This window comes from Butyrivibrio sp. LB2008, assembly GCF_000621565.1.
Classification (GTDB): Bacteria; Bacillota; Clostridia; order Lachnospirales; family Lachnospiraceae; genus Butyrivibrio.
Genome location: NZ_KK211305.1, coordinates 134,937 through 158,957, shown reverse-complemented (window position 1 = coordinate 158,957; position 24,021 = coordinate 134,937). Strand labels below are relative to the sequence as shown.

Genomic DNA, 24,021 nt, shown 5'->3' with positions numbered 1-24,021 from the left:
CTGTTATCTTGATTTGTTATTCTGCATCAAAGGAAAGATTGAAAGCATAAGTGCCAAAGTTGTGGGATTGCTGAACTGGAATACCCATTCACTCACTCCGGCAACCATGAAGCCTACTATTATCGCAAAAGGTACAAGCGCAAGGGGCTGAACCTTCTCATTTCTTTTGCAAAAGATGATTCCACAGCCAAAACCGCCTATAATAAATGCCGCAAACAAGACTCCTGCCGGAATTCCGCTGTCGTATGCAACCTGCAGATATGCATTATGAGCATGAAGCGCTATTTCTCCGTTTGGAAGTGTAGGCTGTACATCATGTCCGATCATGTTAAGTTCACTTAAATATGTCTTATATATAGTGATCCTGCCGTTAGATATAACATCCCATTTGTTTGACTCATCCACGTAGTCATTCAAAGCATCAAGGAGCATCACAGCCTCTGCGTGTGTAAACTGCGCCGATGCAAGAAGATTATCGGTATTTGCAGGCTCTGCCATTCCGGTTGTTTCCTCTTCTTCATAGCTTTCTTCCCCGCCTTCCTCGATCGGATTACCATAAAGATCACAATACGGAAGTCCCGTTTCGGGATCGTAATTCTTTATATCATGCGGATAATTGTAAGTATCCACATCAAGTCCGAATATCTTACCGGCAAAGAGATTGACAAAACGCTCAACACACATATAGTTGGGGCTTCCCCAAGCAGCTCCGCCTCTTACAAAAGGATCGGTATCGTCAACTTCCAGTAATACCGGATCTCCCACTATTGCAGGAACCATTCTCTGCAAAGTAAACGCAGGCGCAAAGCATACAACTACGGATACGATCATCAACGCCAGAATATTAATAAATTTCTTTCTATAGTATATAAGTATACAGAAAACACAGACAAAAAGTGAAAGATAAGCCGTTCTTGAAACGGTAAATATTGCATATGACGAAACCCATCCAAATAGCAGCAACTCTTTCCATGAAGTCTGAATAAGTATTTTTACTCCCGCTTTCTGAGGAAGTGAAACAATCTTAACTGCCAGAAGAACTGCCGCAGTCGCTCCGATCACCGTCAGATATTCTGCCGCTACCGTTTGTGTTCCGAACAGGAAACCAAATCTTCCGCTCGTATATCCCGCAAAGCATCTGTGCAAAAGACTGTACACAAGTGAGATAACAAAGTTGAGCATAAGACCGCCCGAAAGAATGTAGAGCCAGTCTTTTCTTCCCTTCCACACAAGCCCTCTTATATACAGACAGCTAAATGTGACAGCAAGTGCAACTTCCCACCATCTGTTGTTTTTCATGATGATAAGAACAACAAACAAGAGATATCCCAATATTCCGTAAGCGGACACGCTTGCTCTTTCTTCATTGACACGGATATTCTTATTAAGCTTCTCCTGAATGTAATTTACAAGGAGCTTTATAAGATTTATAGCAACAAATCCGCCCAAAACAGCAATTATCACAGCATATTTTAAGGCTGCATTCTTTAAGTCAAACTCTTTTTCCGTCTCAGGGAACAGATTCTGCCTGTAGTAATAAACACCGGCTACCCCTGACACAACAAGCCATACCAGATTTATCGCGTTAAATGCTTCTTTTGCGGTAAATGTAAGAATGATCATAACCGCAAGACAGATAACCATTCTTCTCTCCGATAATGTGTGGAATATATCAGCCATACCGTTCATATATTCGCATCCATACCAGATTGCCATTGCCATTGAAAGCATGATAAAGAAGTATCTCACTTTTTCACCGGCATCAATTCCGTCGATAAATGAAATACCTGCTTCACTCTTTACGGCTTTATGATTAATGGCATAGAAGGTTATACCTGCTGCCACAATAAGTCCCAATTCATAAAAGATAATATCCGCAACTCTTATATCAAAAATCTTAAGCGGAAATACCATGATCATGAGTGTAATGTAAAAAATCGCAGCTATCGGATTTGCTGTACATTTCACACACTTTTCGACAGTAATGATATTGTTTTTGTCCGGACGTTTCGAAAAATAAAATCCGATAAGCCCGTATAAAAGTGCGGTAACCGCAGCGATAGCGGCAATGATCACAACTGAGATTTTCTTCGATATCGGAAGTCTGTAATTATATCTTGCAGCTACGTGCATTCCCGGAATCTCAATACCGTTCTCAAACATGCTTCCGATATATTCCGAATTGTCGGGAACCGTCTCAAGATTTATGAAAAACTTGGACCTGCATCCCCTTATCCAAAGAACATACTCTTTTCCAACTTCTACGTTTAACTCAAGAGGAGCTCTTACATACCCCGGAATCGCCATTCCGTCGGTATCAACCGCAGTCTTAACAAGTTCTTTTTCGTTAAGATCACATATCGTAATATCAATGTAGCTTCCCTTCTCCATCTCAGAGATGTAAACATCCACAGAATTCAATCTGTCATATCTTGCAACAAATCTCTGTGTATATATATGATCCGGATTTACTTCCAGATCCTCTTCCATCCTTGTTCCGCCTGCGGAAGTTTCCATAACCTCAGTCCAAAGGCGGCAAGGCCAGATACTCAAAACGGCCAATAAGGCAAATATGAGTAGTACTGCTCTGTACGCTGTTTTTCTGTCAACTATTTTTCTCATACAAGTATGTTTTTTCCCTCTTTTGTTAGGCACTAAGCCAAGTTAAATATTATCATACCTAACCCTCTTAATCAAACATGCACACACTATGAACGCGCAGTACCCGGCTGTGCCACAAACAATATAGGAAGGGCATACCACAGTATAGCCACGTATCTGACAAGGTATGTGGGCCCCAGCAAAACTGTCATCCATGTCAGTATTATCGGCATAAAAGGCAGAACACCGCCAAACCTTGCTTTTGATAAGCGGTACAACATGACAAAAAGATACAGGAGCATACAAAATCCGGGCGAAAACAAAAGTGCCAATACCGGTGCGTCCTTATGGAAGGTTCCTATGGATATGTATCTGTACAGCTTGTCTATCGCAGGAATAAAGCTGGCACGCTTTCCGGGCTGTTCCACTTCATAACCAAAATAAGAACTGTCAGTATAGGTAAACGTAAATACCGTAGTCCCCTTATACACATTGATAAGAGCCGGCGGATACCAGTATCCGTACGAAGTTAGAAGCCATGCGTTAAGATATGTGGCGGGATGTCCGACTCCGAGCCTTGCCCAAAGCTTAAGGAAGTCGCCGCTGTTCTTTTCATATAATTCGTTGTTGAAGCCGAATTTTACAAGGTCTGAGACGCGTGGCGTGTAATTTGCCAGATTCTCCTCAGGAATATAAGCTTTAAGAAGCTCAATATCCTCAGGAGATACAGAGTCTCTTTCATAGGTATATACCCTTGCCATCTGCATTATCGGCACCGTGAGCATCTCCTGATGATCTGTTCCTTTTGTGGAAAAGGCTGCCGAAAGAGCTGCATTTATAACAATATATGCCACCACGGGGATGACAAGAATAATCGAAAGTTTCTTTGTTAGCTCTTTTCTGAAATATATAAATGCAAAAGGTAAAAATACAAGATAAGCATAAAAGCCGTTGTGTCTGAATAAAGGCATGAGAACAGCTGCCGCAATAAAGCTTATGATGCAGAACCTGCTCTTTAAAAAGGCTTTTTTGTCCTCGACAAGCTTAACAAGCGACAATGTCACATACAGTAAAAAAGCGGTGAAAAGACCGTCTTTGCTCGAACAGAGATTGTACATGACAATAACGGGAAAGATACCGTAGTACAGGATCCATGCGATAAGCGAGCGCTTTCCGATTCCTTTTTTTCTCATATAGTCCATGACATATGCAAGAATAAGCGTGATCACGAGCATCTGGAAAAAAGTATATACAAATATTCCCAGGTTCCAATCCGCCGTGAGTTTATGAAAGAATGCTATCGTGCCGCCCAAAAGAAGCACATGCAAAAGAGGATGATGCGTTGTAAAGCTTCTTGTCAGAACCTCATTTAGTTCCTCCTGCGCATCATAGACAAAAAATCCCGGATACTCGGCAAGTATGACAATCGTATTTAGAACCGCCATAACAGCCCAGGCCCTAAACATAAAATTCTTATCTTCTGCAGGCTCAGCCGCCTCTTTTAAAGTTATAAAACCAAAGAGCTTCTTCCCATGTCTTGCGGCGTCATAATTTTTCCAGACATACCTGACATCTATCGTAAGAATGAGCGCAAGGCACAGAACAAATGCAAAGGTTCCGGCGTCTTTAAAGTTTACATTGTCATATTTTTCAAGCTGATAGCCAAATACCAGAAAAACACCCGATAAAATGCCAAATAAGCCTGACATAAGCCAGGCTAATACGTTTTGTTTTTTGTTATTATCTTGATCTAACCCCAAGTTACTCTTTATCATCTCGTGTCGTCTCTCGAATTACATATTGAGGATTCTTGTTCTGCGCAATGTATGTCCTTCCGACATACTCTCCCACCATTCCAAGCATGAAAAGTATCATTCCGCCGATAAATACCAATGCGGACATAAGAGCATAATATCCTTTATAATTTGATGCATACGGATAAACAAATTTCAAAATGATCGTATAAATACCGAACAAAAATCCGGCTACAGACAAAAGAAATCCGACCATAGTCGCAAGTCTGAGCGGTTTGATACTAAACGCAGTAAAGCCGTTTATCCAAAGCATAAAGAGCTTTCCGAGATTATATCCGCTCTGTCCGACTTCTCTTTTTCTGTGATTGACATCAACATTTACAACATTGCTCGTTGTTCTGAGCACAAGGCCGATAACATAGGGAAAAGAGCTATCGTACTTGATCATCTCGTTAACAACAAATCTTCTCACTCCGAAATAGCTGGAAACATAGAGTTCCTTGGGCTTACCAAGCATAACTTCCGCCATCCACTCATTCATTGCGGTTCCAAAATTTCTAAAGCCGTTGTGCTGCTTGTGCGCATATCTTGCATATACGGCATCCGCGCCGTCTCTGAGTGCATTAAGGAGCTTAAATACTTCACCCGCGGGTGTCTGTCCGTCATCGTCAAGACATACGACATAATCACCCTTCGCAGCATTAAGGCCTGCCATGAGCGCTGCGTGCTGACCGAAATTCTTGGCAAAATTGATTCCGGTAACGATATCGGAATGTTTCTTAGCAATCTCACTGATAGTTCCCCACGTATTGTCGGGTGATCCGTCATTTACAAGCACGATCTCATATGTGTACTCATCGGAATCCTTCATTGTATCTACAATTTCATCCACCACTTCACCAAGTGTGTTCTCGGATCTGTAGCATGGAATTATGAAACTTACTGATTTTTTCTGCATTCTAATCCAAAACCTTTCGACTTATGGTCTGCATCCGTAGCGGAGCGATCTTATAACATTTTTTCCATAAGTATCATATCACTTTTTTGCCCATCACTGCACTCTACCTGTGTAAGGTCCTTAACCTTAACGAATCCCGCATTTGAATAGCTCTTTATCGCAACTTTATTATAGGCAAACGCTTTAAGGAAAACTCTCTTAAGACCTATACTCTCTTTTGCATAAGTAAGCGCAAGAACTGCGGTCTCGTTGCCGTAGCCTTTACTGATGGCATCATCCTCACCGATGAATATTCCGTACTCCGCAGACATTTCATCCCTGTCGATATCCCTGAAATACACGCTTCCAACAGGTTTATTGTCATTATCGTTCTCACATATGATAAACTGCTCTACAACTCCCGTCATGATCCTGGTCTTAAACCAGTTCTCATGCATTTCTTTTGTAAATACTTCTTTGAAAACAAAATTGTTTCTTACTCTCTCATTATTTCTCCACTTTACGATAAGCTCTGTATCTTCTAAGGTAATCTTTCTGAGAGATACCTTTTCTCCACAGATAACAAAGTCCTTTGTGTCTCTTTCCATTCTTATTTCTCCCTGACCGAATAAATCGCAAAAGCACCGGCTACATCTTCCACACGGTCAACTGTAACATCAATGCCTTTATCTTTGTAATAATCAATTATCCAATCGACGCTCTTTGACTTTGTCTGCACCATATATGCATTTTGTGACAAAAGCCCCGATTGCATGTCATTATAGCCCGCTCTTGACAGCTTTTTGTCCGTAAGAGGGCTCTTCGCTCCCCAGCCGCCCATAAGATCATGATTGGCATATGAGTTGTCCACTCTTTCAAAAAGTTTCTCTGAAAAAGTAGCTTCTCCCTGCTCCATTTCCTCCTCACACGAAACGGATGTATAAACATCAATAAAATAAAAGTTGTCCCTGTTGGCTGCAAAATAATCATAGAGTGCATCATAGTGTGCTCTCATAAGCTCTCTTGAATGCAGTTCCTCATCTATCGCCGCTTTCTGATTCGGGATTGCGATAAGTGACAAAAGTGCTGCTACCGCCACAAACTTGTAAGGTAAAATCCTGCTCTTCTCCGCACGTCCAAGCAGCATCGCAAACAACACAAAAATCTCGATAAGATACAATGGATGTGAGATCCTTATCGGCGTTCTTCTTCCCATTATAATGTAAACCCACAGAGTTGTTCTGCACATAAACAAAAGAATAAGAGATAAGACCACGCGGATAGTCTCTTTTTTGCTGCTGTCCTTCCTCGGGAAAATATACGAAAGAAGCACTCCCAGATAAAGAATAATAGCAATAAGATTCCACGGATAATAATTCTCCGAAGCCATGTCATAATTCTTTTGTCCGGAGAAATTGTGAAGCCCGTAGATATACTTGGAAACAGAGCCCTTTAAATGCTGTGCAAACGGCTCTTCGTCGTTCCTTATCTTATCTGCATAGGCAGCAACTTCATTTAATACCTTCTCATCTATCTCATCATCGATAGCAAAATTGTAATTTACAAGCAGCTCATATTCACTCTTATCAAGCCCAATCCCGTCATAGAAATCCTTGTTTTCTTCATAACCTGGAATGTACTGATAATCATAGAGTACCGTTCTGGCATCAAAAATGTCACAATATTTCTTCCACTCGGGAGATGAAAATGCCATTTTATGTATGCCAAGTGAAAGTGCAAGAATAGCAACGATCGCACCAAAGAGCTTAAGGCAGGCAAAAAACTCTTCTTTGGTCATGTTAAGCATCCATCTGATAAAAATAGCAACACATACCATGGGAAGAGTCAAAAGAAGCATCTCTGATCTGAGCCAAAATGCAACTAAAATAAATGCGAATGCCATCTCAAAGTTTTTATCCAAATCTTTTTCATGCGTGAGAATAAGAAATGCAGCCGTAGCCGACATGAAGCCGCATGTAAATGTATATTGGACAAAAAGAAAATGCGCGCCGATAACTCCAAGTGCAAAAAAAAGCACAAATAGTGCGGAAAGAATCTTGTGCTCAAGCTTTCTGCATGCATTCAGGGCCTTATAGGAAATAACAAACACGCACAGATACTGACAAACGCACAAAAAAATGCCATACCAGTCAATGCTCCTTACCGCCCTGTAAAACAGAGAAATAATAGCACTTATCGGATACAGCATCTGTATATTATGAGCTTCGGGAGCACCTGAATATGCTCCCGAAAGTAAGTCCTTCATAAGGACATCATCATTAAGATCAAAAAAATAATCTCCAACATATCCCATGAAAAGAACTGCTATCAGCACCAACACTATAGATATTATGAAATTTGATGTTATATTGGTCTTTTTCATGTAAAGCTCCGTATATCAGCTAAACTTGTAGTACTCCTTAACTCTGGTGATGACTTCTTCCTGATCGTCTTCCGATAATTTGTAATACAAAGGAAGACGAAGGAGCCTCTCGCTCTCCTTGGTTGTATATTTGTCCTCGCCTCTGAATTCGCTGTACTTAACTCCGGCTTTTGAAGAATGAAGCGGAACGTAGTGAGAAGCAGGAAGAATATCATTGGACATAAGATAATCAATAAGCCCCTTTCTCTCTTCAAAGTCCTTACACTTGATATAGAACATGTGCGCATTGTGAACACACTCTTTTGGAATATAAGGAAGTTCTATAAGTCCTTTTTCTGCAAGCGGAGTAAGTTCCTCGTAATATCTGTTCCAGCTCTTTAATCTGTCATTATTGATCTCATCCGCCATCTGAAGCTGTGCATAGAGATATGCGGCGTTCATATCGCTTGGAAGGAACGAAGAACCGGGCATTATCCAGCTGTACTTATCAACCTTGCCAAGTTTATAGAGAGTGCGGTTTGTTCCCTTCTCTCTTATGATGATGGCGTCATCGACATACTTCTCATCCCTTATAAGAAGTGCTCCGCCCTCACCCATGCTGTAGTTCTTGGTCTCATGGAAGCTGTAATTGCCGAAATCACCGATTGCGCCAAGTGCCTTACCCTTGTATGTTGACATTACGCCCTGAGCAGCATCCTCGATAACAAGGAGATTATGTCTCTTTGCGATATCCATGATGGTATCCATCTCGCATCCGACACCTGCATAGTGAACAGGAACGATTGCTCTTGTCTTAGGTGTTATTGCCTGCTCGATGAGCTTCTCATCGATATTCATTGTATCAGGTCTTATATCGATAAATACGACCTTGGCTCCTCTTAAAACAAAGGCATTTGCAGTTGATACAAATGTGTAAGAAGGCATGATAACTTCGTCGCCTTCTTTTATCTCTGCAAGAATAGCAGCCATCTCTGTTGCGTGTGTGCATGATGTGGTAAGAAGTGCTTTTGAAACACCTGTCTTTTTCTCAATCCACTCATTATCAAGTTCTGTGTACTTACCGTCTCCGCAGATCTTCTGAGCTTCCACACACTCTTTTATATAATCAAATTCTTTTCCCGTATAAGGCGGTACATTGAAATTTATACGCATACTCTACTCCTCCAAGGCTCTGTGCCTAGGTCCGATCAGTCCTTTTTCTTGAAAACGATCAGTTTACTGATAATATAATTGAGCACTATTACAATAAAGGTTGCCCCAAGCTTAATAGGCATCTTGGGAAGTCCCATTATGGTTACGAAAATAAGAAGCAGACCATCTTCAACTCCAAGCGTAAACAGTCTTCCGGCGGTAAATGAACCTGCCTGTTTCCAAAAATCTTTTTTATTATCAACTTCTGCATCAAATACCCAGGTTCTGTTGGTGAAGAACTGAAATGCCACACAGATCACCCAGTCAATGGTATTATTGATAAGCTCGTGAATATGAAGCACCTCATCCATAAACCAAAACAGGAAAATGCTCAAAAAGAAAGTCAATCCTCCAAAAAACAGATAAAGAAGGGCTTCCTTATATTTTTTGTAAAAAGGTTCAAAAATATTCAAAACAGGTAATGACATGATCTTGTCAAAAATATCTTTTTTCTCAATATTTTCCATATCCATCCGTTATTCCTCACTTCCAACGGCGTAAACCGTAAATCTATCACTTTCAAAGACTTTATTATAATCGTTTTTGTCGATATAGTCCAATAACATCTCATTCTTGGCCATGATATTGGGATTGTCCCGCATGACCGCATCAAGCTTTCCAATTACTACAGTCGGTTTCGGTTCATCCGGCGAATCGAGCTTATCAATCGAGCTTTTGAAGCTATTAATCGAATAGCTGTCGAGATCGGGCCAGGTAGTATCGATGGCAGGTGCAATGTCAAAGATATATGCTATTCCGGGAACGTTGCCAAAGGTCAGGATCTTATTCTGCATAAGTCCATTGTCCTCAAGACAAGTCTTAAGTTCACAAACAGAATCGTAATTATCCTTCGTTGTCACAAGCCCGTTTGCCTTGGCTATATCCGTAACCTTAGTATCCAAATTTAATTCCGGCGTAGCCTCATTATGATCTGCAAAAGAAAAACTGGCATGGAAAATTGCGCCCTGCACCAGAAGCACAACGATAACTCCCGTTATCATCGCCTGCCACGCGAAATTCCATTTATTATCCACAAACTTCTGCATAAATCTTCGTATTATCCACAATCCAATCGGGACAACGAGAAAAAGGCAGTTCACAAGCGGCATTGTTCGATTGTTACTTCCGACCGGCAGAATAAATATCAACATAAGAGCCGCACACGAAAGCGTTCTTTCTTCATTCCCGGTCTTAAGAAATCCACATGCTGCCGCAATCGAGACGATAACGATTATTATCAAAAGCATCATTGCCGCCTGGAACATTGATTCATAGTAATAATAGTTTCTTGAGAACACATCTTTTTTCACATAATACACGGCAAGCAAAAGAAGTCCTGCAACATAAAGACACTTTTTCAGTGTTACAAATTTATCTTTTGCCACACGAAACATAATGATACCTGCGATAAGACACGGAATCATTATGAGCATATTTCCAAGAGTATGTGTATATGCTTCCAGGATATCCGTAAGCATTCCGCCCGATGAGTAATCTGTAGCTTCGCCTGTCATGGCAAAAAGCTTACCTATCGCATCGGGGTATGCGTTAAAGCCGTATTTAAAAGATATAAGTAAAAGCGGCAGGCCAAATCCCGCGGCGTAACCCGCAATGCAAGTGCCTGTCTTTTTCGCCGCATCAGCAAACTTATCTTTTGCAATAAACGAATTGAACCACAGAACCAGGATAAGCCCGGAGTCAAGGATTGCAGGGAATCGCATCAGTATATTAAGTCCCAGGCACGCTCCTGCCGCAAAAAGAAAAATGTTCTGTTTTTCTTTTGAAAAAATACCTAAGAGAAGCAAAAGCGTTCCCAGTGTCACCATCAGATACGGGAGATAATGATACAGGATCACTCTCGGTGCCCAGCAAAGGCTTTCAGCGATGAGTTCCCCGACGAATATTATCCAAGCCGGAATCCATCTTTGAAGCAGATAGTATGATACAAGTGCCATTGCACTAATTATGAAAGTGCAATAGACAGAGAAACCAAGCATAGTTCCCGCGCCGGGGAATTTCATGATGATACTTCCGACAAGGTTCGACAGAAATGTGGAAAAGAGCCACATCGGATCGACACTTCCCATGAACTCATAGTTCCCTAAGTTGTACGTTGTATCAACAATATCAAGTCCCCTTGTTATACCAAAAAAGGGATATAGCAACAGAACCACCGGAAAGAAGTATCTTTCAAGCGGACGCCTAAATCCCTTAAATTTCGCAAAATAGCTTCTGATATTTTTTAACATAAGTCTTCATCCACACGTTTAATAAGTCTGAATACCTTCGTATCTCCAAGTACTCTTCCGAAAAAGTTAAAAATATACTTTCTGATCCAGTCCACAAAGATTCCGGCAAAGAACACTATAAGAACCGAGACAACCAGATGGATAAAGAAAGTAAGCGCATTATCAAGCGGTGTCTCTCCGATAATATGCTCTATCCACTCAACCCATCTGTCCGCTATTTCAAAGTGCATATGAAGAAGATATACGCCAAGAGTATATGGCGCTATTATCCTTATCACTTCGGCAAGAAGATTTTCTTTTAACCTCATAAATCTAAATACCGAAAAGAGCCCGAGTGCTCCGGTAAGGGCAAAGAAGAAATTATAGTGGCAAGGAACCTCTGCGTAGTAATTAAAATTGCCCGTCGCAAGATTGATCATATAAAAGACCAGGCTGAATGCAGCTATAACAACAACCGACACCAGGTAAACAAGAGCGCTTTTCTTGGCATCTATAAAAAGAACAACATTGTATTTTCTGATATATGCCGCGATAAGATAAAGACAGATGAACCAGCCGAAATCATATCCCATTCTGTCTGTGCCAAACTTTACGGGAACAATGCTCTTGATAAAGCAGAACCATGTAAGAAGTCCTATTATAACTGTCTTAAGTTGTTTTCTCTTAAGAGTATTCACCGCCGCATTCATAACAGGTGCCAGCACATACATGATCACATACGCCGTCACAAACCAGTAGTGCTCACTCGATATCGGGAAAAGATATCTTAAAGCCCTGTCGAGCTTATCTTCAGGCTTAACAGAATATGCTCCGACAAACATCATTGCACATGAAATGAGCAGTGTATAGAAATAAACCTGCAAAATAAGCAGTAATACCTTACTGAGTTTCACTTTCGAAGAAGACAGGTAATATCCGCTGATAAGCACATAGACATTGACACCGGTGATCGCAATGGCTTCAAGTACCGTTGCAAAAATCTGCACATTCGAAGCAGGCTCCCCAAGCACAAGCAGTGCTTTTGACTGGTTGTTAAAATGGAGAGTGATGATCATAAGCATGGCTACGATTCTGAGAAGTTCGATATTCGCATCCCTCTTTTTTTTCGTAATACTCTGACTGTCCATTGCACCTCCGTTTATATTTCAGCCGGTCTTATATCTTTATTTTCTGTCTACGACAGCCTTGCCGTCTTTGATGTTGTAAACCATATCGCACTTCTCAATTGTCTGAAGTCTGTGCGCGATAATAACAAGCGTTTTTCTTCCATGGAGCTTGTTTATTGAATCCATGATAGCTGCCTCAGTCTCATTATCGAGAGCTGAAGTTGCTTCATCGAGAACAAGTACCTCCGGATCTTCAAAAAGAGCTCTCGCGATACCGATTCTCTGTCTCTGTCCGCCCGAAAGACGTATTCCTCTCTCTCCGATCTTGGTATCAAGACCTTCGGGAAGAGACTTAACATATTCATCGAGCGATGCTTCTTTCAGTGCCTGCCATACTTTGGCATCATCGATGTCTTCATCGGCATAACCAAAAGCAACATTCTTTCTGATAGTTGAGTCAATCATAAAGATTGTCTGCGGAATGTAGCCAATATTCTTGAGCCATCCGCTGTAGTTCTCCATTACATCGACACCGTCGGCATAGATGTGTCCGCTCTCTGTCTGAAGGAGTCCGAGCATAACGTCTACAATCGTAGTCTTGCCCGCACCTGATGTACCAACGATACCTACGGACTTTCCTACAGGAACTTCCATGTCCGCATGATTGAGCACATATCTGTCAGCCCCCGGATATTTGTAAGTGATATCCTTAAGTGAAATGGTCTTATTAACGGGAAGCTTCTTGGTCTCAAGCTTCTTCCTGTAATCTTCGCTGTTGTATGAAATAGAGCTGTCGTTAATCTCCTCCTGAAGATTGTCGCTTACATTCATGAGGAAAGGCTCAAAATAGGCGATACTTGTGAGGTAGTTGTTAATTCTGTTGGCACTTGGAAGGAGACGTGCTGCAGCTGCGGCAAGTACACCAAGCTGCGGCTCAAGCTGTTTGATATCCGCACCAAGCACAGCCATGTCAAACAGCATATATCCCATCAATCCTATAATTGCTACAGTCTCGATAAGAAGTCTCGGAGTCGAATTGTACAGATTATACTTCTGTACCGCATTAACATAACCTGCTCCGCAATCAGCATATCCATTTATAAAATAATTCTCTTTATTTGCAATCTTGATCTCTTTTATACCTGTCACAGACTCATCGATCCACTTGTACAGCCCGCTGTAATAGTCCTGATTCTCCTGTCCCGCCTTAACCATAACAGGTTTTATTTTATACTTAACAAGCAAAAGAACGATAACAAGAAGTGATGCAATTGAAATCGTCATGATTGCATCTGTTTTCAAAAGGAATATTACGATAAAAATAAATACGATGACTTCACTTATAAGCTGCAGTGAACTAAGAATAAGTCCATACATATTATTTACATCCGATGTGATGTTACGCTGAATAACACTGGTATCGGCGTTGAGATAATACTCATACGGGCGCTGCATAAAATTGATCATCATTCTTCTGGATGTCGCAAACTGGTTGGTATAAACAAATTTTAGCTGAGCTTTATTCATAAAAAACAAAAATACATTCTTTATGACAAAAACCAATATAATTGCTACCAAAAATACTCCTGTAAGACGCCCAACATCTGAATAATCAATATTAAGCACATTGCAGACAAAAGATAAATATTTGCTCTTTGCTATCTCCTTCGGAGTGGAAATAATCTTTAGTATCGGCAATATAAGCGCAATTCCGATGGCTTCAAGCATACCTCCCACAAGCATCATGAAAACCATGCCCACCATCTGCTTTTTCTGCCTTGCATCGAGCAAGAGTATCAGTTTCTTATAAATTTTACGCATAAAATCAATTAAACCCTTCCGACTTATTTACATTATGCTTTAATCCGTTATCGCTTCGTTCTGCCTGTGTATCTCGGGCGCTTCGTACTTGTCCATAAAATCATCGCCGAGATAATGCTTTTCTTTTACAAAATTAATCGAATCAACAACTGTATATACAGACACAAGTCTGTCGAATGAAAGTCCCTCTATAAAGTTGAGCATCTCCATGGGAAATGATCCGTCAAGCACGATCGCATCGGGAAATGCCTTGGTATAATCGAGGTAATCTCTCGGGTGCTGTTTTATCATTACCACAGCATCCCTTCCATCTATATTACCATAGGCGTCAATAATGTCTCTGAATATACGCTCTCTGGTCTCCAGATCGCACAGAGGCTCTGACAAAACAAGAAGTGTCTTTCCGTCTTTTTCCTTAAAGAGCTTATCCTTAAGTTCCTTAATATCATCGACAAAGAGTTCCAGCATCTTCTCTTTTTCCTGCGAAGTAAGTCTGTCCGTGAGCATCTTCCTCGGAAGTTCGACATATTTTTTACAAGGATAAGGAAGCACCGATATGTTATTAACTTCCATGTCTATGCAATATCTTCCGTAGCCGTTCTGGATATGGATAAGTCCCAGAGATGCGATAAATGCTTTGATCTTAAAATGACCTCTGTTATCATATCTGGCCGTATCGTAATATCTTATGCAATCGAGTCCGTCCTCAACAGCGTGATATCTTATCTTCTTGTAGTTAAGATAATAGCCTATCGGATCTGAATCACAGAAAACATAAATATCTTTGTATTTCCTGAAATCAACGGGAATATACTTCTCCTGAAGCTTGCCGAATTTCCTGCAGAACTTCATTCTCTTTATCATGTTCGCCGCGATATTTCCCGAATCAGTCTTAAGCTCTTTGAGCTCAGGGAAAAAAGTATCTTCCTTCTCGTCGTACTCAAAGACTTCCTCAAAGATATCGCTCTTCTTCGCTCTCTCCACCATATTTCCGAATTTATTGGACATCTTGGAAAGAACAAGCGAAGCTTTTCCGCCGTCAGCAATATAAAATTCTTTTAAGCATGCCACATACACATGGTAAAAAGTGTGACAGACATAAATTCTATCGAACATCTCTTATCTTCCGTTCCTTAGATCTCTGTAAAACCACAACAGTCTGTAATAAATATAAAACAGAAGGTGTGACTTCATCTGCATCTTAATAAGCTTCTTTTCTTCCGCATGGACTTTTTCAATATAATATTTGTTGTTCTGAAAACCCGGGAAAGTCTCTTTCATTTCTTTTGCAAGCTTCTTTGCAAAGCCGTAGCTGTTCTTAATCCCTGATTTCCTGGGCATTACGGAAAAAAGTGTGTTCACATAAAATAACACGGTGTATTGGAATTCAATCTCGTCTTTATAGTCATCAAAGTAACCGTTTTCCTTAGCTTCCGTAAGTATCTGTCTTCCGGCGGTCATTCGGTCTTCGAGGTTCTTCTCGGAAATGCTGTGAACCGTCGAAGCATTGTGCTGATAATAAAAATAAAGCGGCTCTTCAATATATTCGAAATGCTTGGACCTTATCATCCAGGTATTACTTACCGCATTGTCCTCGTAAAAAATATCTTCGGGGAAAACATCCAGTTTTTCTTTTGTTCCCGGAACATAATCTCCGACTATGATCTCTCTTTTATAAACCTTTACAACAAGACTTCCTGTCTCTATAAGTAGGTTCTTATAGCGCTCTTTATCCATAACGCCTGTTTGGGAAAAATTGTTGTTGTGGACTACCTTTCCGACTTCGAAGGTATGTTTATCCACAAAGCAGTAGTCACATCCGACCATGTCAGCTCCCGTCTCTTCGGCCTTCTTAATAAGCCTTTCGTAGTAATCGGGAACAATCCAGTCATCGGCATCTATAAATCCAAGCCACTCACCCTGAGCTGCAGCAAGTCCGATATTCTTAGCTCCGCCCTGATGGTGATTGACTTCTGATTTAAGTGCAATGAAATTCTCCGGATACTTCTTGCTGTAATCAAGAAGTATATCATAAGAATTATCCGTCGAGCAGTCATCGACCGCTATTATCTCAAAGTCCTTAGGATCCAGCGTCTGTGCCACAAGACTTTTTAAACAATAATCAAGTTTTCCTTCTGCTGCCATGTTGTAAACAGGCACTATTATACTCAGTTTTTTCATGTAAGCTCCAAAATTGCCTCAGCTATCTTTTTTGCCCCGTCTCTTCCGACTATTTTTCTTGCTTCATCGCTCATCTTCTGTCTGAATGAACTGTTATCCACAGAGGCAACTCCCCAAGTAACTATCTTGCGTATCACCTTTTCATCCTCGCGAACATCTCCGGCGTACTTGGCAGCTCCCACTTTATCAAAGCCTTTCACAAAATCCGTCTGGTTATCCGCCATACTAAACACTACTGTCGGAACTCCGATCGCGCAAAGCTCATAAAGCGTTGTTCCTCCCGCTGTCACGGCAAAATCTGCTTTTTTCATAAGCTCTGACATATCCGTCACATATTCGTGAAGCGTAATCTCTGGATACTTTTTGGACAGCTCGTATAATTCCTGCTTGTAATCATCTTCAAAAAGAGCTCCAACTATAACATCACAGGAAATATGATAAAGATCTTGAAGTGCCTTCCTGTTGATCTTAAAATCTTCATATACACTCTCAAGGATTCTTCCTATAACATGATACGGATCGGTTCCTCCCGTAGAAAGAAACGCTCTCTCCGCAACATCCTTTACCTTGTAATCTATGTTGCCAAACTGCTTTCTAAGCGGGGCATACTCGCCGCCAAGCAGCTTTACCGGCGCATGATACATATCCTCATCGACAATAAGGTCATAATTGACAACAATGTCAACCGGATGATCAAACTTGCACAGATCATCAATATATCCGAGTTTTGTTTTGGGACTGTTCTCTTTAATGGATTCCTTCAGAAGTTCATAGTACTCTTCAGTCACAAAGTATGAATCTATCAGGAAAAAATCTGGTTTCTCCGAGGCAAGCATCTCGTTAATGACAGGAAAATCCGTCATCGGATCGGAAAAAACAGAATTCAAGATCCTCGCGTGATAACATACTCCGTCTTCACCGGACAAGTTCATAAGCAGATTGGCACTGCTGTCATCAGCCAATATAAATTCCGCTTCAGCCCCCAGATCTGATAACTCTTTTGCAATCGTCATGCACCTTCTTATATGCCCCGTCGCAATTATTCCGTTACCGTCAGCTTTGATCCAGACTCTTTTTCCCATTTAGTCCTCCTGACAATCAATTGAAATCTTCGTATTTGAGCGGTTCGCCTCTGAAAAGGTCGTGTGATGCTCTTTTCCCGACAACATTGTCATATTCTACAGGCGGAAGTCCGTTTCCCGGACGTATCGATCTGATATTCTCGCAGGTAAGCTCTTCGCCCTGCTTGATATCTTTTACTATAAAAAGAGATCTTGCTCCCTCTCTCTCCGTCTCCTGAACGGGAGTAAGCTTGTATTCCTTGCTTCCAAGTGCTTTCTCGACCATTCGGACATTTTTTACAAGCTCGGCAAATTCCTGAGGTTCCATTGAAAAAGCTCCGTCAGGGCCGCCATCGCTTCTCTTAAGCGTAAGATGCTTTTCTATCATTCTTGCTCCAAGTGCAACCGAAGCCACTGCAACGGCACTTCCCATAGTGTGATCGGAAAGCCCCATAACGCAGCCGTATTCCTGCGCAAGCGTAGGTATCATATTAAGATTCACATCTTCATATGGTGTCGGATAAGCGGATGTGCACTTAAGAAGAATGATGTCTTTATTGCCTTCTGACAGACAAGCCTCTATTGCAAGCCTTATATCGCTTTCTCTTGCAACTCCCGTAGCGATGATCATAGGCTTTTTCTTTGAAGCGCACTGTCTTATAAGCGGAATATCCGTTATCTCATAAGATGCTATCTTGTATGCGGGCATATCCATCTGTTCCATAAAATCAACAGCCGTGCTGTCAAACGGAGACGAGAAGCAATCAAGCCCAAGCTTCCCAGCTTCTTCACAGAGTTTAGGCTGCCAATCCCAGGGAGTATAAGCTTCCTCATATAATTTATGAAGAGTGGTTCCGTCCCAGATAGTTCCGCCCGTAATCTGAAAATAGCTCTTATCGGAATCGATTGTTATCGTATCAGCCGTGTAAGTCTGCAGCTTTATGGCATCTACGCCTGCTTCTTTTGCGGCATGTATTATCTCAACTGCTCTGTTATAATCCTGAAGATGATTCGCTGACATCTCAGCAATAATATATACTGGATCGTTTGCTCCGATATAGTGATCTGCGAGCTTGATCCTCTGATTAAGTTCAAACATAGACATTTCCTATGTCCTCCAAAAAATTACTCAAACCTGTTCTTTGTCATATATTCATCGTTTGTCCACGGCTCTCTTGCAACGAACAAACTGCCGTCCTTCTTCTTTACATAAACGGCCGGGAAATAATGGATAAAAAGAGGAGTCAGGCAAACCGTGTATCCACCTGCGTTTGTGAAGATGACTCTGTCTCCCGTCTTGAGCTCACGCTCATTTTCTGCCGGGAACAATCTGTCGTATTCCATACAAGTCGCACCGCATATCATCTGAGTTGGAATAACTTCTCTGTTCTCATCATTCTTATATTCAAGTCTGTGAGGATACACTCTTCTTGTGACCTGCGGATTTAAGTTAACCCTGCTTCCGTCGATCACTACGTAAGTGTGCTCTCTGACCTTCTTTGTATCAATAACACTTGTCACAAAATCAAAACTTGATGAAACCATGGAAACACCGGGCTCCATAATAAGCTTTGTCCTGCTCATATCAAACTTCTCTGAAAGAACTTCCGCAATGGCCGGAACGTAATCCCTAAAATCAGGCTTACCCGGAACTCCGCCGTAATATCCGCCGCCCATATCAACATATTCAAGGCTGAGGTCATATTCATCAGAAACAATAAGCGCAACCTTAGCAAGAGCCTTGAACGCATTTATCGTTCTGGACTTTGTTGAAGAATGGAGGTGAAGTCCTACTATCTCAACATTCTCATTTGCCCTAAGTTTCTCAATAACATCCTTAAGCGCACCGTTTTCATAGCAGTATCCGAATCTGCTTCCCTCTTCATCTGCAAACACTTCTTCGGGGATGAGCTTTTGAATATCATAATTTACTCTGAGTCCGACTTTGATCTTCTTATCCTTGTTTGCGACTGCAATCTCTTTTACCCACTCAGGTTCATAGTTGGAATCAAGATTCACAATACCGCCGCCAAGAACGACCTCTTCAAACGACTCTCTGTCCTTGATCGGTCCGTTATATATCACATGATCCGGTATGTATCCAAGTCTCTTTGCCAGCTCGTACTCTTCCCCAGAAACAACCTCGGCATAAAATCCGCTGTCCTTAAAATGCTTAAGAAGCCAGGGAAGTGAGTTTGTCTTTACGGAAAAAGAACATATGTAATTGTTCCATCCCTTTTCCAGAGCGGACTTTAGCATATCGATGTCCGCATCAAGTTGACTTTCATCGACTCTGTAATAAGGTGTTTTCAGTGATGCGTCATCATATTTGGAAAAAGATTCTTTTGCAGGCAAAGTTCTTTTGCCCTCTGCGCAAAGCCTTTTAAACTTAGCTTCCGCAATCTCCCAGTCCTTGAAAGTATCTATATCCTGAACCTCGTCCTCATCGAGAATCAAAGGAACCATATCGTCAACATCGGTTGTTTCGTCTCTGAAGAAAGCATCCGTCCTGCATGCATAAAACTGTCCGCTGTCATGATATAGTTTATCAAGGTCCTGTGATCTTACCGTTGAAAACTCAGGATATTTCCTCACAAGACGACCGTTTTCCACAACAAAGCCTCTCTGAGGTGGATAAGAAAACTGACAAACCGGTGTGACAGACTCGTGCTCATCAAGCTTATCCATCGCCTCTTTAAGCCTATCAGCTGTTATGAATGGCGCCGTAGGATAAATACAGCAGAATTTGTCAAAATTCTGCCCTTTTTCTCTGTATGTATTAAGAACTTCCGCAATAACCTGATCGGTCGTCGCATAGTCTCCGGCAGTATCGTCAGATCTGAAAAACGGTATCTCCGCACCTGCCTTTTTGGCAACTTCAGCTATCTTCTCGTCATCCGTCGATACCATTACGACATCAAATGCACCACTTTCTATCGCGGCACTTATTGAATAAGCTATTATGGGTTTTCCGCAAAAATTCTTTATATTCTTTCCCGGTATTCTTTTACTACCGCCTCTTGCAGTAATTATTGCAACAGAACTCATCTGTTATCCTCCAGCTCAAATTCACTTAGGATCGCATCGCTGTATCCGTCCAGTTCAAAAGGTGAATCCGCCTCAACACAGAAATATCCTCTTCCCATGACTGAAGCTCCGTTTGTGACTTTACCAAGATACATACCCTTTTTGAGATTGCAGCACCAGGCCTTTAACGGATATTTTTTGAAAAGTTCCTTTTCATCGGGAACCTTATTTACTCTCACGTTTTCAAAGTCAAAATATCTGATGAGCATATTCTTTTCCACATCGGGTTCAAAAGAATATGTCTTATTTAGTGCGGGAACGGCGTATTTAATAAACTCCGTAACCTCATCAACACCGCTTGCAAGAGGTGTAAAGAGATTATGAAGGTTATGTCCGGACGGTCTCGCAGAGATCTCAATAATAAAGGGATTTCCGTCATTATCCTTTATTATGTCCGCATGAATAATATTGCTCTTAAAGCCTATTGCTTCTCCCGCCTTTGAGATAATCTCCTGTGTCTTTCTGAAAAACTCTGCATTCTTTTGAGTCTCGATCACGGAATAATATCCGACACACTCCCTGTACGGAGGCGGTGTATTCTTTTTTCCTCTAAGGAGGATGAGCTTAAATTCTCCGTCCACAAAGACTCCGTCTACTCCGTACTCAGTTCCGGGAACGCAGGTCTCAACGCAATAGTCTTCATCATAAGGCTGGCCCGAGAGGAACTTCTCTTTAAGTTCCTTCGGAGTGTTGTACATCTCAACACCGCGGCTGCCCGAGCCGAATCTGGGCTTAACTATTACGGGATAGATTGTATTTATCTCATCAACATCTGTATTTTCTTCGCCCGCAGGGATCAGATAAAGTTCTGCTTTTCTAAGACCTTCCGCAGCAAGAACTTTGTGGAACTCATATTTATCTGTGCATGTATTTGCGGCATCAAAAGATACGCCGCAAAGATTGTATTTGTCATTAACCGCGCCGGTCGTAGTCAGGTATCTTCCGATCGGAACGGGGAGAACCACGTCGGGCTTTTCTTTGTCCAATATATCAAAAACCTTCTGCGGATCTCTTATATCTACAACAAAGGAAGCATCGGCCGCTTTAAGACCAGGTGCTTCCGGATTTCCGTCAAGAGCCACTACTTTAAGTCCGAGCTCTTTTGCCTTATTTATCACATAAATTGATTCGGAGCTTGCTCCGATTACTGCTGCTGTCATATACCTACGCCTCCTTTAAAAAGGTGCTAAACTACGCATCTTTAGTATAATATATGACAGATTAAAGGTCAAAATTGAGAGAATTGACATATTCCCTTTCTAGATAGAAATCATGTTATTTTTCCTGTTCTGGTGGAATATATTCAGAACTGTTCTTATATTCATCCAGCGCGACAACAACTTCTTCATAACTAATATCCCAATACATTTCATATCCATTCGCTAATAAATATTTATTAAACCCTTTACAAAAACTCCATATTTTATCTTCTCCGCCGTTGTAATACCACGCAATATAGTCATTAATATTTTGTGGTATATAATACACTCTTTTTTTTCCATTAGAATCATATTCTTTACAAAAATAATCTACAACGTCATTAATTGAGATATTATATTTTTTTTGACTACCATTATAAACATATAAATCAACAAATATTCTATTCAATCTTAGCTTATCAACTCCATGATAATATTGCCTTTCAATAAGATCATCACACACTTCGAAAGCTGTATTTTGTTTGTAATATAACTGTTCCTGTTCTTTTCTTTCCGCTTGTTTTATCGATCTTTCTTTTTGCATACAACAAATAATAATCATAATCAAAAAAGTAGTCAGCAATATTGCAAGCATAAATATAGTTTTCCGCTTCAAATTTAATTCTCCTTAAAATATTGTTCTATTTCATCTATACTCATATCCTCAACTTCATCAACGCCCTTTTCTTTTACTATTCTCTTATACATTTCTAAGCTTTGTTTTTCTCCTTCATGAATGCACCAAGTATTATAACTGTTAAATACCTCCGAACCCTTTTCATATTCTTTTTTCATCTGTTCTATTGTATAGTTTGTCCCTTTTTCCTCATTATATGCTGCAACATTAAAAACAAGTCTTCTATCATCATAATCAGGCATAAACACATAGAATGAATTAACGTCAGTTCCTATTATTTCAACAGTTGCACCTTTCATCATCATACTTTGAGCTGCATTCCCATATTCTAGAGCGTCTTGTATCCCTTTAGCAGAAACTTCTGACGTGTATGCATCTCTTAAATTTTTCGTCTCAGAAAGAAGCGCATATGGATAATAGGCATTAACTTTTCCCGTAAGATAACCTAAACTCTGATCAAAAACAAAACTTTTTGCTTCTTTCGAAACAGAAGAAGACATATTTTTAGCAGTAGTACTAACACCTTTATCTATATTACTATCTATTTCCCTATAATCACTATAAGGATATACAGTAACAGTTTCTTTGTCTGTATATGCATCATAAGCTTCTAGCATATTGGGATCACTTGTCGTAGTTTTGTTTCTATTAACATTGCCAATATACACTTTTTTACCATAATCATTAATCGAATAACTAATATCAACATTATGTTTGTAAAAGTTATCTGCTCGTTCCAATTGTTCAGCAAGCGTTCTTATAAGAACAGCTCTAGTATATTTATCTTCAAAAGCCATCCCTGTTTCGCCAAGTATTTGGGCCTGTGCCTCAGCATCCATTAGTCTTAATTGCTGCATCTGCACTATATATCTATCTGTTAAATAATCTAATTTTACGGAAACACCATATACTAATTGTCGAGGATCACTACTATATACGGCAGAATTAATTAAATGTGTAACATCATAATCACTCATATTATTTATCTCAAATGCTAATACATCATATTCTATCGACTCATGATGATAGTTATCATTACAATCATCCTCAGTTTTATACCAAGCCTCAATAGCCTCCCAATCGTAGCTTTTTCCATTCATAAAGTAGTTCTTTGCCGATTCTTCTGTTGCAGCATAAGCTACCATTTTATGCTTTATCTCATCAAGCGGAAAAAGATCATTATTTGAAGTTACCTCCAATCGAACACCTGCGCCGTCTTTCCTTACTTCAAGCTTTGTATTTTCAAATCGTCCGCCAATTCCTAACTTTGTTATTGCATTAGGAACAGCAACGCCTTTCTTCTTATTCTCCTTTATTTGCTCATCAACTGAAGATAATAGCTGATACGCAAGTCCGCCCTTTTCAAGATGTTTTAGTGTACCTTCAATCTTTTGCTGGTCATATGCAACATACTTTTTGCCGTCAACAACTTCCATATATAAGAATCCCTGGACAGTAGCATTGATGTTAGCTATAGCAGCTGCGTCATTTGAATCGTCATCATCGCAAAGAATTTTCATCTGTGCATCAAGATATTCAGCTGCATCTTTGTCAGTAGCAAAGATCTTAACATTCATCTTTGTGCCATTTGAAGCTGCAGCCCACAAAGATGCAAGCCCGTTATCAAGATATGACGCATTTGCTCCAAGTGCAACAAGTCCTACAGAATTGTGGGCAATACTTGGATTGTATACTTTCATGGCATCAAGAGCCCCTGCAGTGTTTCTGATATTATCCTGAAGTAAAGCTGATTTTCCCGTTATATCTTTTTTGAACATCATCGACTCTGCATATTCATCGAACATTTCAAGTTT

18 protein-coding genes are annotated in these 24,021 nt (G+C 40.6%); all 18 read right to left on the bottom strand.

Annotated elements, in window-relative coordinates; translation table 11 throughout:
* Window positions 1–3 precede the first annotated feature (3 nt).
* Window positions 4–2,622, bottom strand: coding sequence for an O-antigen ligase family protein (locus T356_RS0110680; RefSeq protein ID WP_026514473.1), 2,619 nt, complete (start codon window positions 2,620–2,622; stop codon window positions 4–6).
* A gap of 86 nt (window positions 2,623–2,708) precedes the next feature.
* Window positions 2,709–4,376: a DUF6020 family protein gene (locus T356_RS0110675; RefSeq protein WP_026514472.1), complete on the bottom strand. Its 1,668-nt coding sequence runs from the start codon at window positions 4,374–4,376 to the stop codon at window positions 2,709–2,711.
* Window positions 4,363–5,313 carry a glycosyltransferase gene (locus tag T356_RS0110670; protein ID WP_035780971.1) on the bottom strand — a complete coding sequence of 317 codons (951 nt, stop codon included), beginning with the start codon at window positions 5,311–5,313 and terminating at the stop codon, window positions 4,363–4,365. The genes T356_RS0110675 and T356_RS0110670 overlap by 14 nt, the downstream gene beginning before the upstream one ends.
* Window positions 5,314–5,363: 50 nt before the next feature.
* A complete protein-coding gene (locus T356_RS19160; protein ID WP_051563374.1) occupies window positions 5,364–5,900 on the bottom strand; it encodes a GNAT family N-acetyltransferase in 537 nt (178 codons plus the stop codon).
* Between the two features lie 2 nt (window positions 5,901–5,902).
* The gene (locus T356_RS0110660; RefSeq protein WP_026514470.1) at window positions 5,903–7,675 is read right to left on the bottom strand and encodes a hypothetical protein; all 1,773 of its coding nucleotides are present in this window, start codon (window positions 7,673–7,675) and stop codon (window positions 5,903–5,905) included.
* Window positions 7,676–7,690: 15 nt separating this feature from the next.
* Complete coding sequence (rffA, locus tag T356_RS0110655; protein ID WP_026514469.1) at window positions 7,691–8,827, bottom strand: dTDP-4-amino-4,6-dideoxygalactose transaminase; 1,137 nt, start codon at window positions 8,825–8,827, stop codon at window positions 7,691–7,693.
* A 35-nt stretch (window positions 8,828–8,862) separates the two neighbouring features.
* Window positions 8,863–9,339 carry a GtrA family protein gene (locus T356_RS0110650; RefSeq protein ID WP_026514468.1) on the bottom strand — a complete coding sequence of 159 codons (477 nt, stop codon included), beginning with the start codon at window positions 9,337–9,339 and terminating at the stop codon, window positions 8,863–8,865.
* Window positions 9,340–9,342: 3 nt separating this feature from the next.
* Window positions 9,343–11,115, bottom strand: coding sequence for a hypothetical protein (locus T356_RS0110645; RefSeq protein ID WP_026514467.1), 1,773 nt, complete (start codon window positions 11,113–11,115; stop codon window positions 9,343–9,345).
* Window positions 11,109–12,242: an acyltransferase gene (locus T356_RS0110640; protein WP_026514466.1), complete on the bottom strand. Its 1,134-nt coding sequence runs from the start codon at window positions 12,240–12,242 to the stop codon at window positions 11,109–11,111. Before T356_RS0110640 ends, T356_RS0110645 begins: the two co-directional genes overlap by 7 nt.
* 36 nt (window positions 12,243–12,278) lie before the next feature.
* The gene (locus tag T356_RS0110635) at window positions 12,279–14,042 is read right to left on the bottom strand and encodes an ABC transporter ATP-binding protein (protein WP_026514465.1); all 1,764 of its coding nucleotides are present in this window, start codon (window positions 14,040–14,042) and stop codon (window positions 12,279–12,281) included.
* A 39-nt stretch (window positions 14,043–14,081) separates the two neighbouring features.
* A complete protein-coding gene (locus T356_RS0110630) occupies window positions 14,082–15,158 on the bottom strand; it encodes a glycosyltransferase family 52 (RefSeq protein WP_026514464.1) in 1,077 nt (358 codons plus the stop codon).
* 3 nt (window positions 15,159–15,161) lie between these two features.
* On the bottom strand, window positions 15,162–16,223 hold the full coding sequence (locus T356_RS0110625; protein WP_026514463.1) for a glycosyltransferase family 2 protein: 1,062 nt from the start codon (window positions 16,221–16,223) through the stop codon (window positions 15,162–15,164).
* Entirely contained in the window at window positions 16,220–17,305 is a 1,086-nt protein-coding gene (gene pseG / locus T356_RS0110620) for a UDP-2,4-diacetamido-2,4,6-trideoxy-beta-L-altropyranose hydrolase (protein ID WP_026514462.1), read from the bottom strand. The genes T356_RS0110625 and pseG overlap by 4 nt, the downstream gene beginning before the upstream one ends.
* A gap of 16 nt (window positions 17,306–17,321) precedes the next feature.
* Window positions 17,322–18,389, bottom strand: coding sequence for a pseudaminic acid synthase (gene pseI, locus T356_RS0110615; protein ID WP_330370928.1), 1,068 nt, complete (start codon window positions 18,387–18,389; stop codon window positions 17,322–17,324).
* A gap of 20 nt (window positions 18,390–18,409) precedes the next feature.
* On the bottom strand, window positions 18,410–20,332 hold the full coding sequence (gene pseF / locus T356_RS21715) for a pseudaminic acid cytidylyltransferase (RefSeq protein ID WP_081777812.1): 1,923 nt from the start codon (window positions 20,330–20,332) through the stop codon (window positions 18,410–18,412).
* Window positions 20,329–21,531 carry an ATP-grasp domain-containing protein gene (locus T356_RS0110600; RefSeq protein ID WP_026514460.1) on the bottom strand — a complete coding sequence of 401 codons (1,203 nt, stop codon included), beginning with the start codon at window positions 21,529–21,531 and terminating at the stop codon, window positions 20,329–20,331. The genes pseF and T356_RS0110600 overlap by 4 nt, the downstream gene beginning before the upstream one ends.
* A 115-nt stretch (window positions 21,532–21,646) precedes the next feature.
* Window positions 21,647–22,186 carry a hypothetical protein gene (locus T356_RS0110595; protein ID WP_026514459.1) on the bottom strand — a complete coding sequence of 180 codons (540 nt, stop codon included), beginning with the start codon at window positions 22,184–22,186 and terminating at the stop codon, window positions 21,647–21,649.
* Between the two features lie 2 nt (window positions 22,187–22,188).
* Window positions 22,189–24,021: hypothetical protein (locus T356_RS0110590; protein ID WP_026514458.1), on the bottom strand; the 1,833-nt coding region annotated here is incomplete at its 5' end.

What these genes read in the sequence shown, in the direction of transcription:
- T356_RS0110640 (WP_026514466.1), bottom strand. Translation starts at nt 12,242, where the DNA reads ATGGACAGTCAGAGTATTACGAAAAAAAAGAGGGATGCGAATATCGAA.
- T356_RS0110680 (WP_026514473.1), bottom strand. Translation starts at nt 2,622, where the DNA reads ATGAGAAAAATAGTTGACAGAAAAACAGCGTACAGAGCAGTACTACTC.
- T356_RS0110660 (WP_026514470.1), bottom strand. Translation starts at nt 7,675, where the DNA reads ATGAAAAAGACCAATATAACATCAAATTTCATAATATCTATAGTGTTG.
- T356_RS0110635 (WP_026514465.1), bottom strand. Translation starts at nt 14,042, where the DNA reads ATGCGTAAAATTTATAAGAAACTGATACTCTTGCTCGATGCAAGGCAG.
- pseI (WP_330370928.1), bottom strand. Translation starts at nt 18,389, where the DNA reads ATGTCTATGTTTGAACTTAATCAGAGGATCAAGCTCGCAGATCACTAT.
- pseF (WP_081777812.1), bottom strand. Translation starts at nt 20,332, where the DNA reads ATGAGTTCTGTTGCAATAATTACTGCAAGAGGCGGTAGTAAAAGAATA.
- T356_RS0110630 (WP_026514464.1), bottom strand. Translation starts at nt 15,158, where the DNA reads ATGTTCGATAGAATTTATGTCTGTCACACTTTTTACCATGTGTATGTG.
- T356_RS0110670 (WP_035780971.1), bottom strand. Translation starts at nt 5,313, where the DNA reads ATGCAGAAAAAATCAGTAAGTTTCATAATTCCATGCTACAGATCCGAG.
- T356_RS0110675 (WP_026514472.1), bottom strand. Translation starts at nt 4,376, where the DNA reads ATGATAAAGAGTAACTTGGGGTTAGATCAAGATAATAACAAAAAACAA.
- T356_RS0110645 (WP_026514467.1), bottom strand. Translation starts at nt 11,115, where the DNA reads ATGTTAAAAAATATCAGAAGCTATTTTGCGAAATTTAAGGGATTTAGG.
- T356_RS19160 (WP_051563374.1), bottom strand. Translation starts at nt 5,900, where the DNA reads ATGGAAAGAGACACAAAGGACTTTGTTATCTGTGGAGAAAAGGTATCT.
- T356_RS0110650 (WP_026514468.1), bottom strand. Translation starts at nt 9,339, where the DNA reads ATGGATATGGAAAATATTGAGAAAAAAGATATTTTTGACAAGATCATG.
- rffA (WP_026514469.1), bottom strand. Translation starts at nt 8,827, where the DNA reads ATGCGTATAAATTTCAATGTACCGCCTTATACGGGAAAAGAATTTGAT.
- pseG (WP_026514462.1), bottom strand. Translation starts at nt 17,305, where the DNA reads ATGGGAAAAAGAGTCTGGATCAAAGCTGACGGTAACGGAATAATTGCG.
- T356_RS0110600 (WP_026514460.1), bottom strand. Translation starts at nt 21,531, where the DNA reads ATGACAGCAGCAGTAATCGGAGCAAGCTCCGAATCAATTTATGTGATA.
- T356_RS0110625 (WP_026514463.1), bottom strand. Translation starts at nt 16,223, where the DNA reads ATGAAAAAACTGAGTATAATAGTGCCTGTTTACAACATGGCAGCAGAA.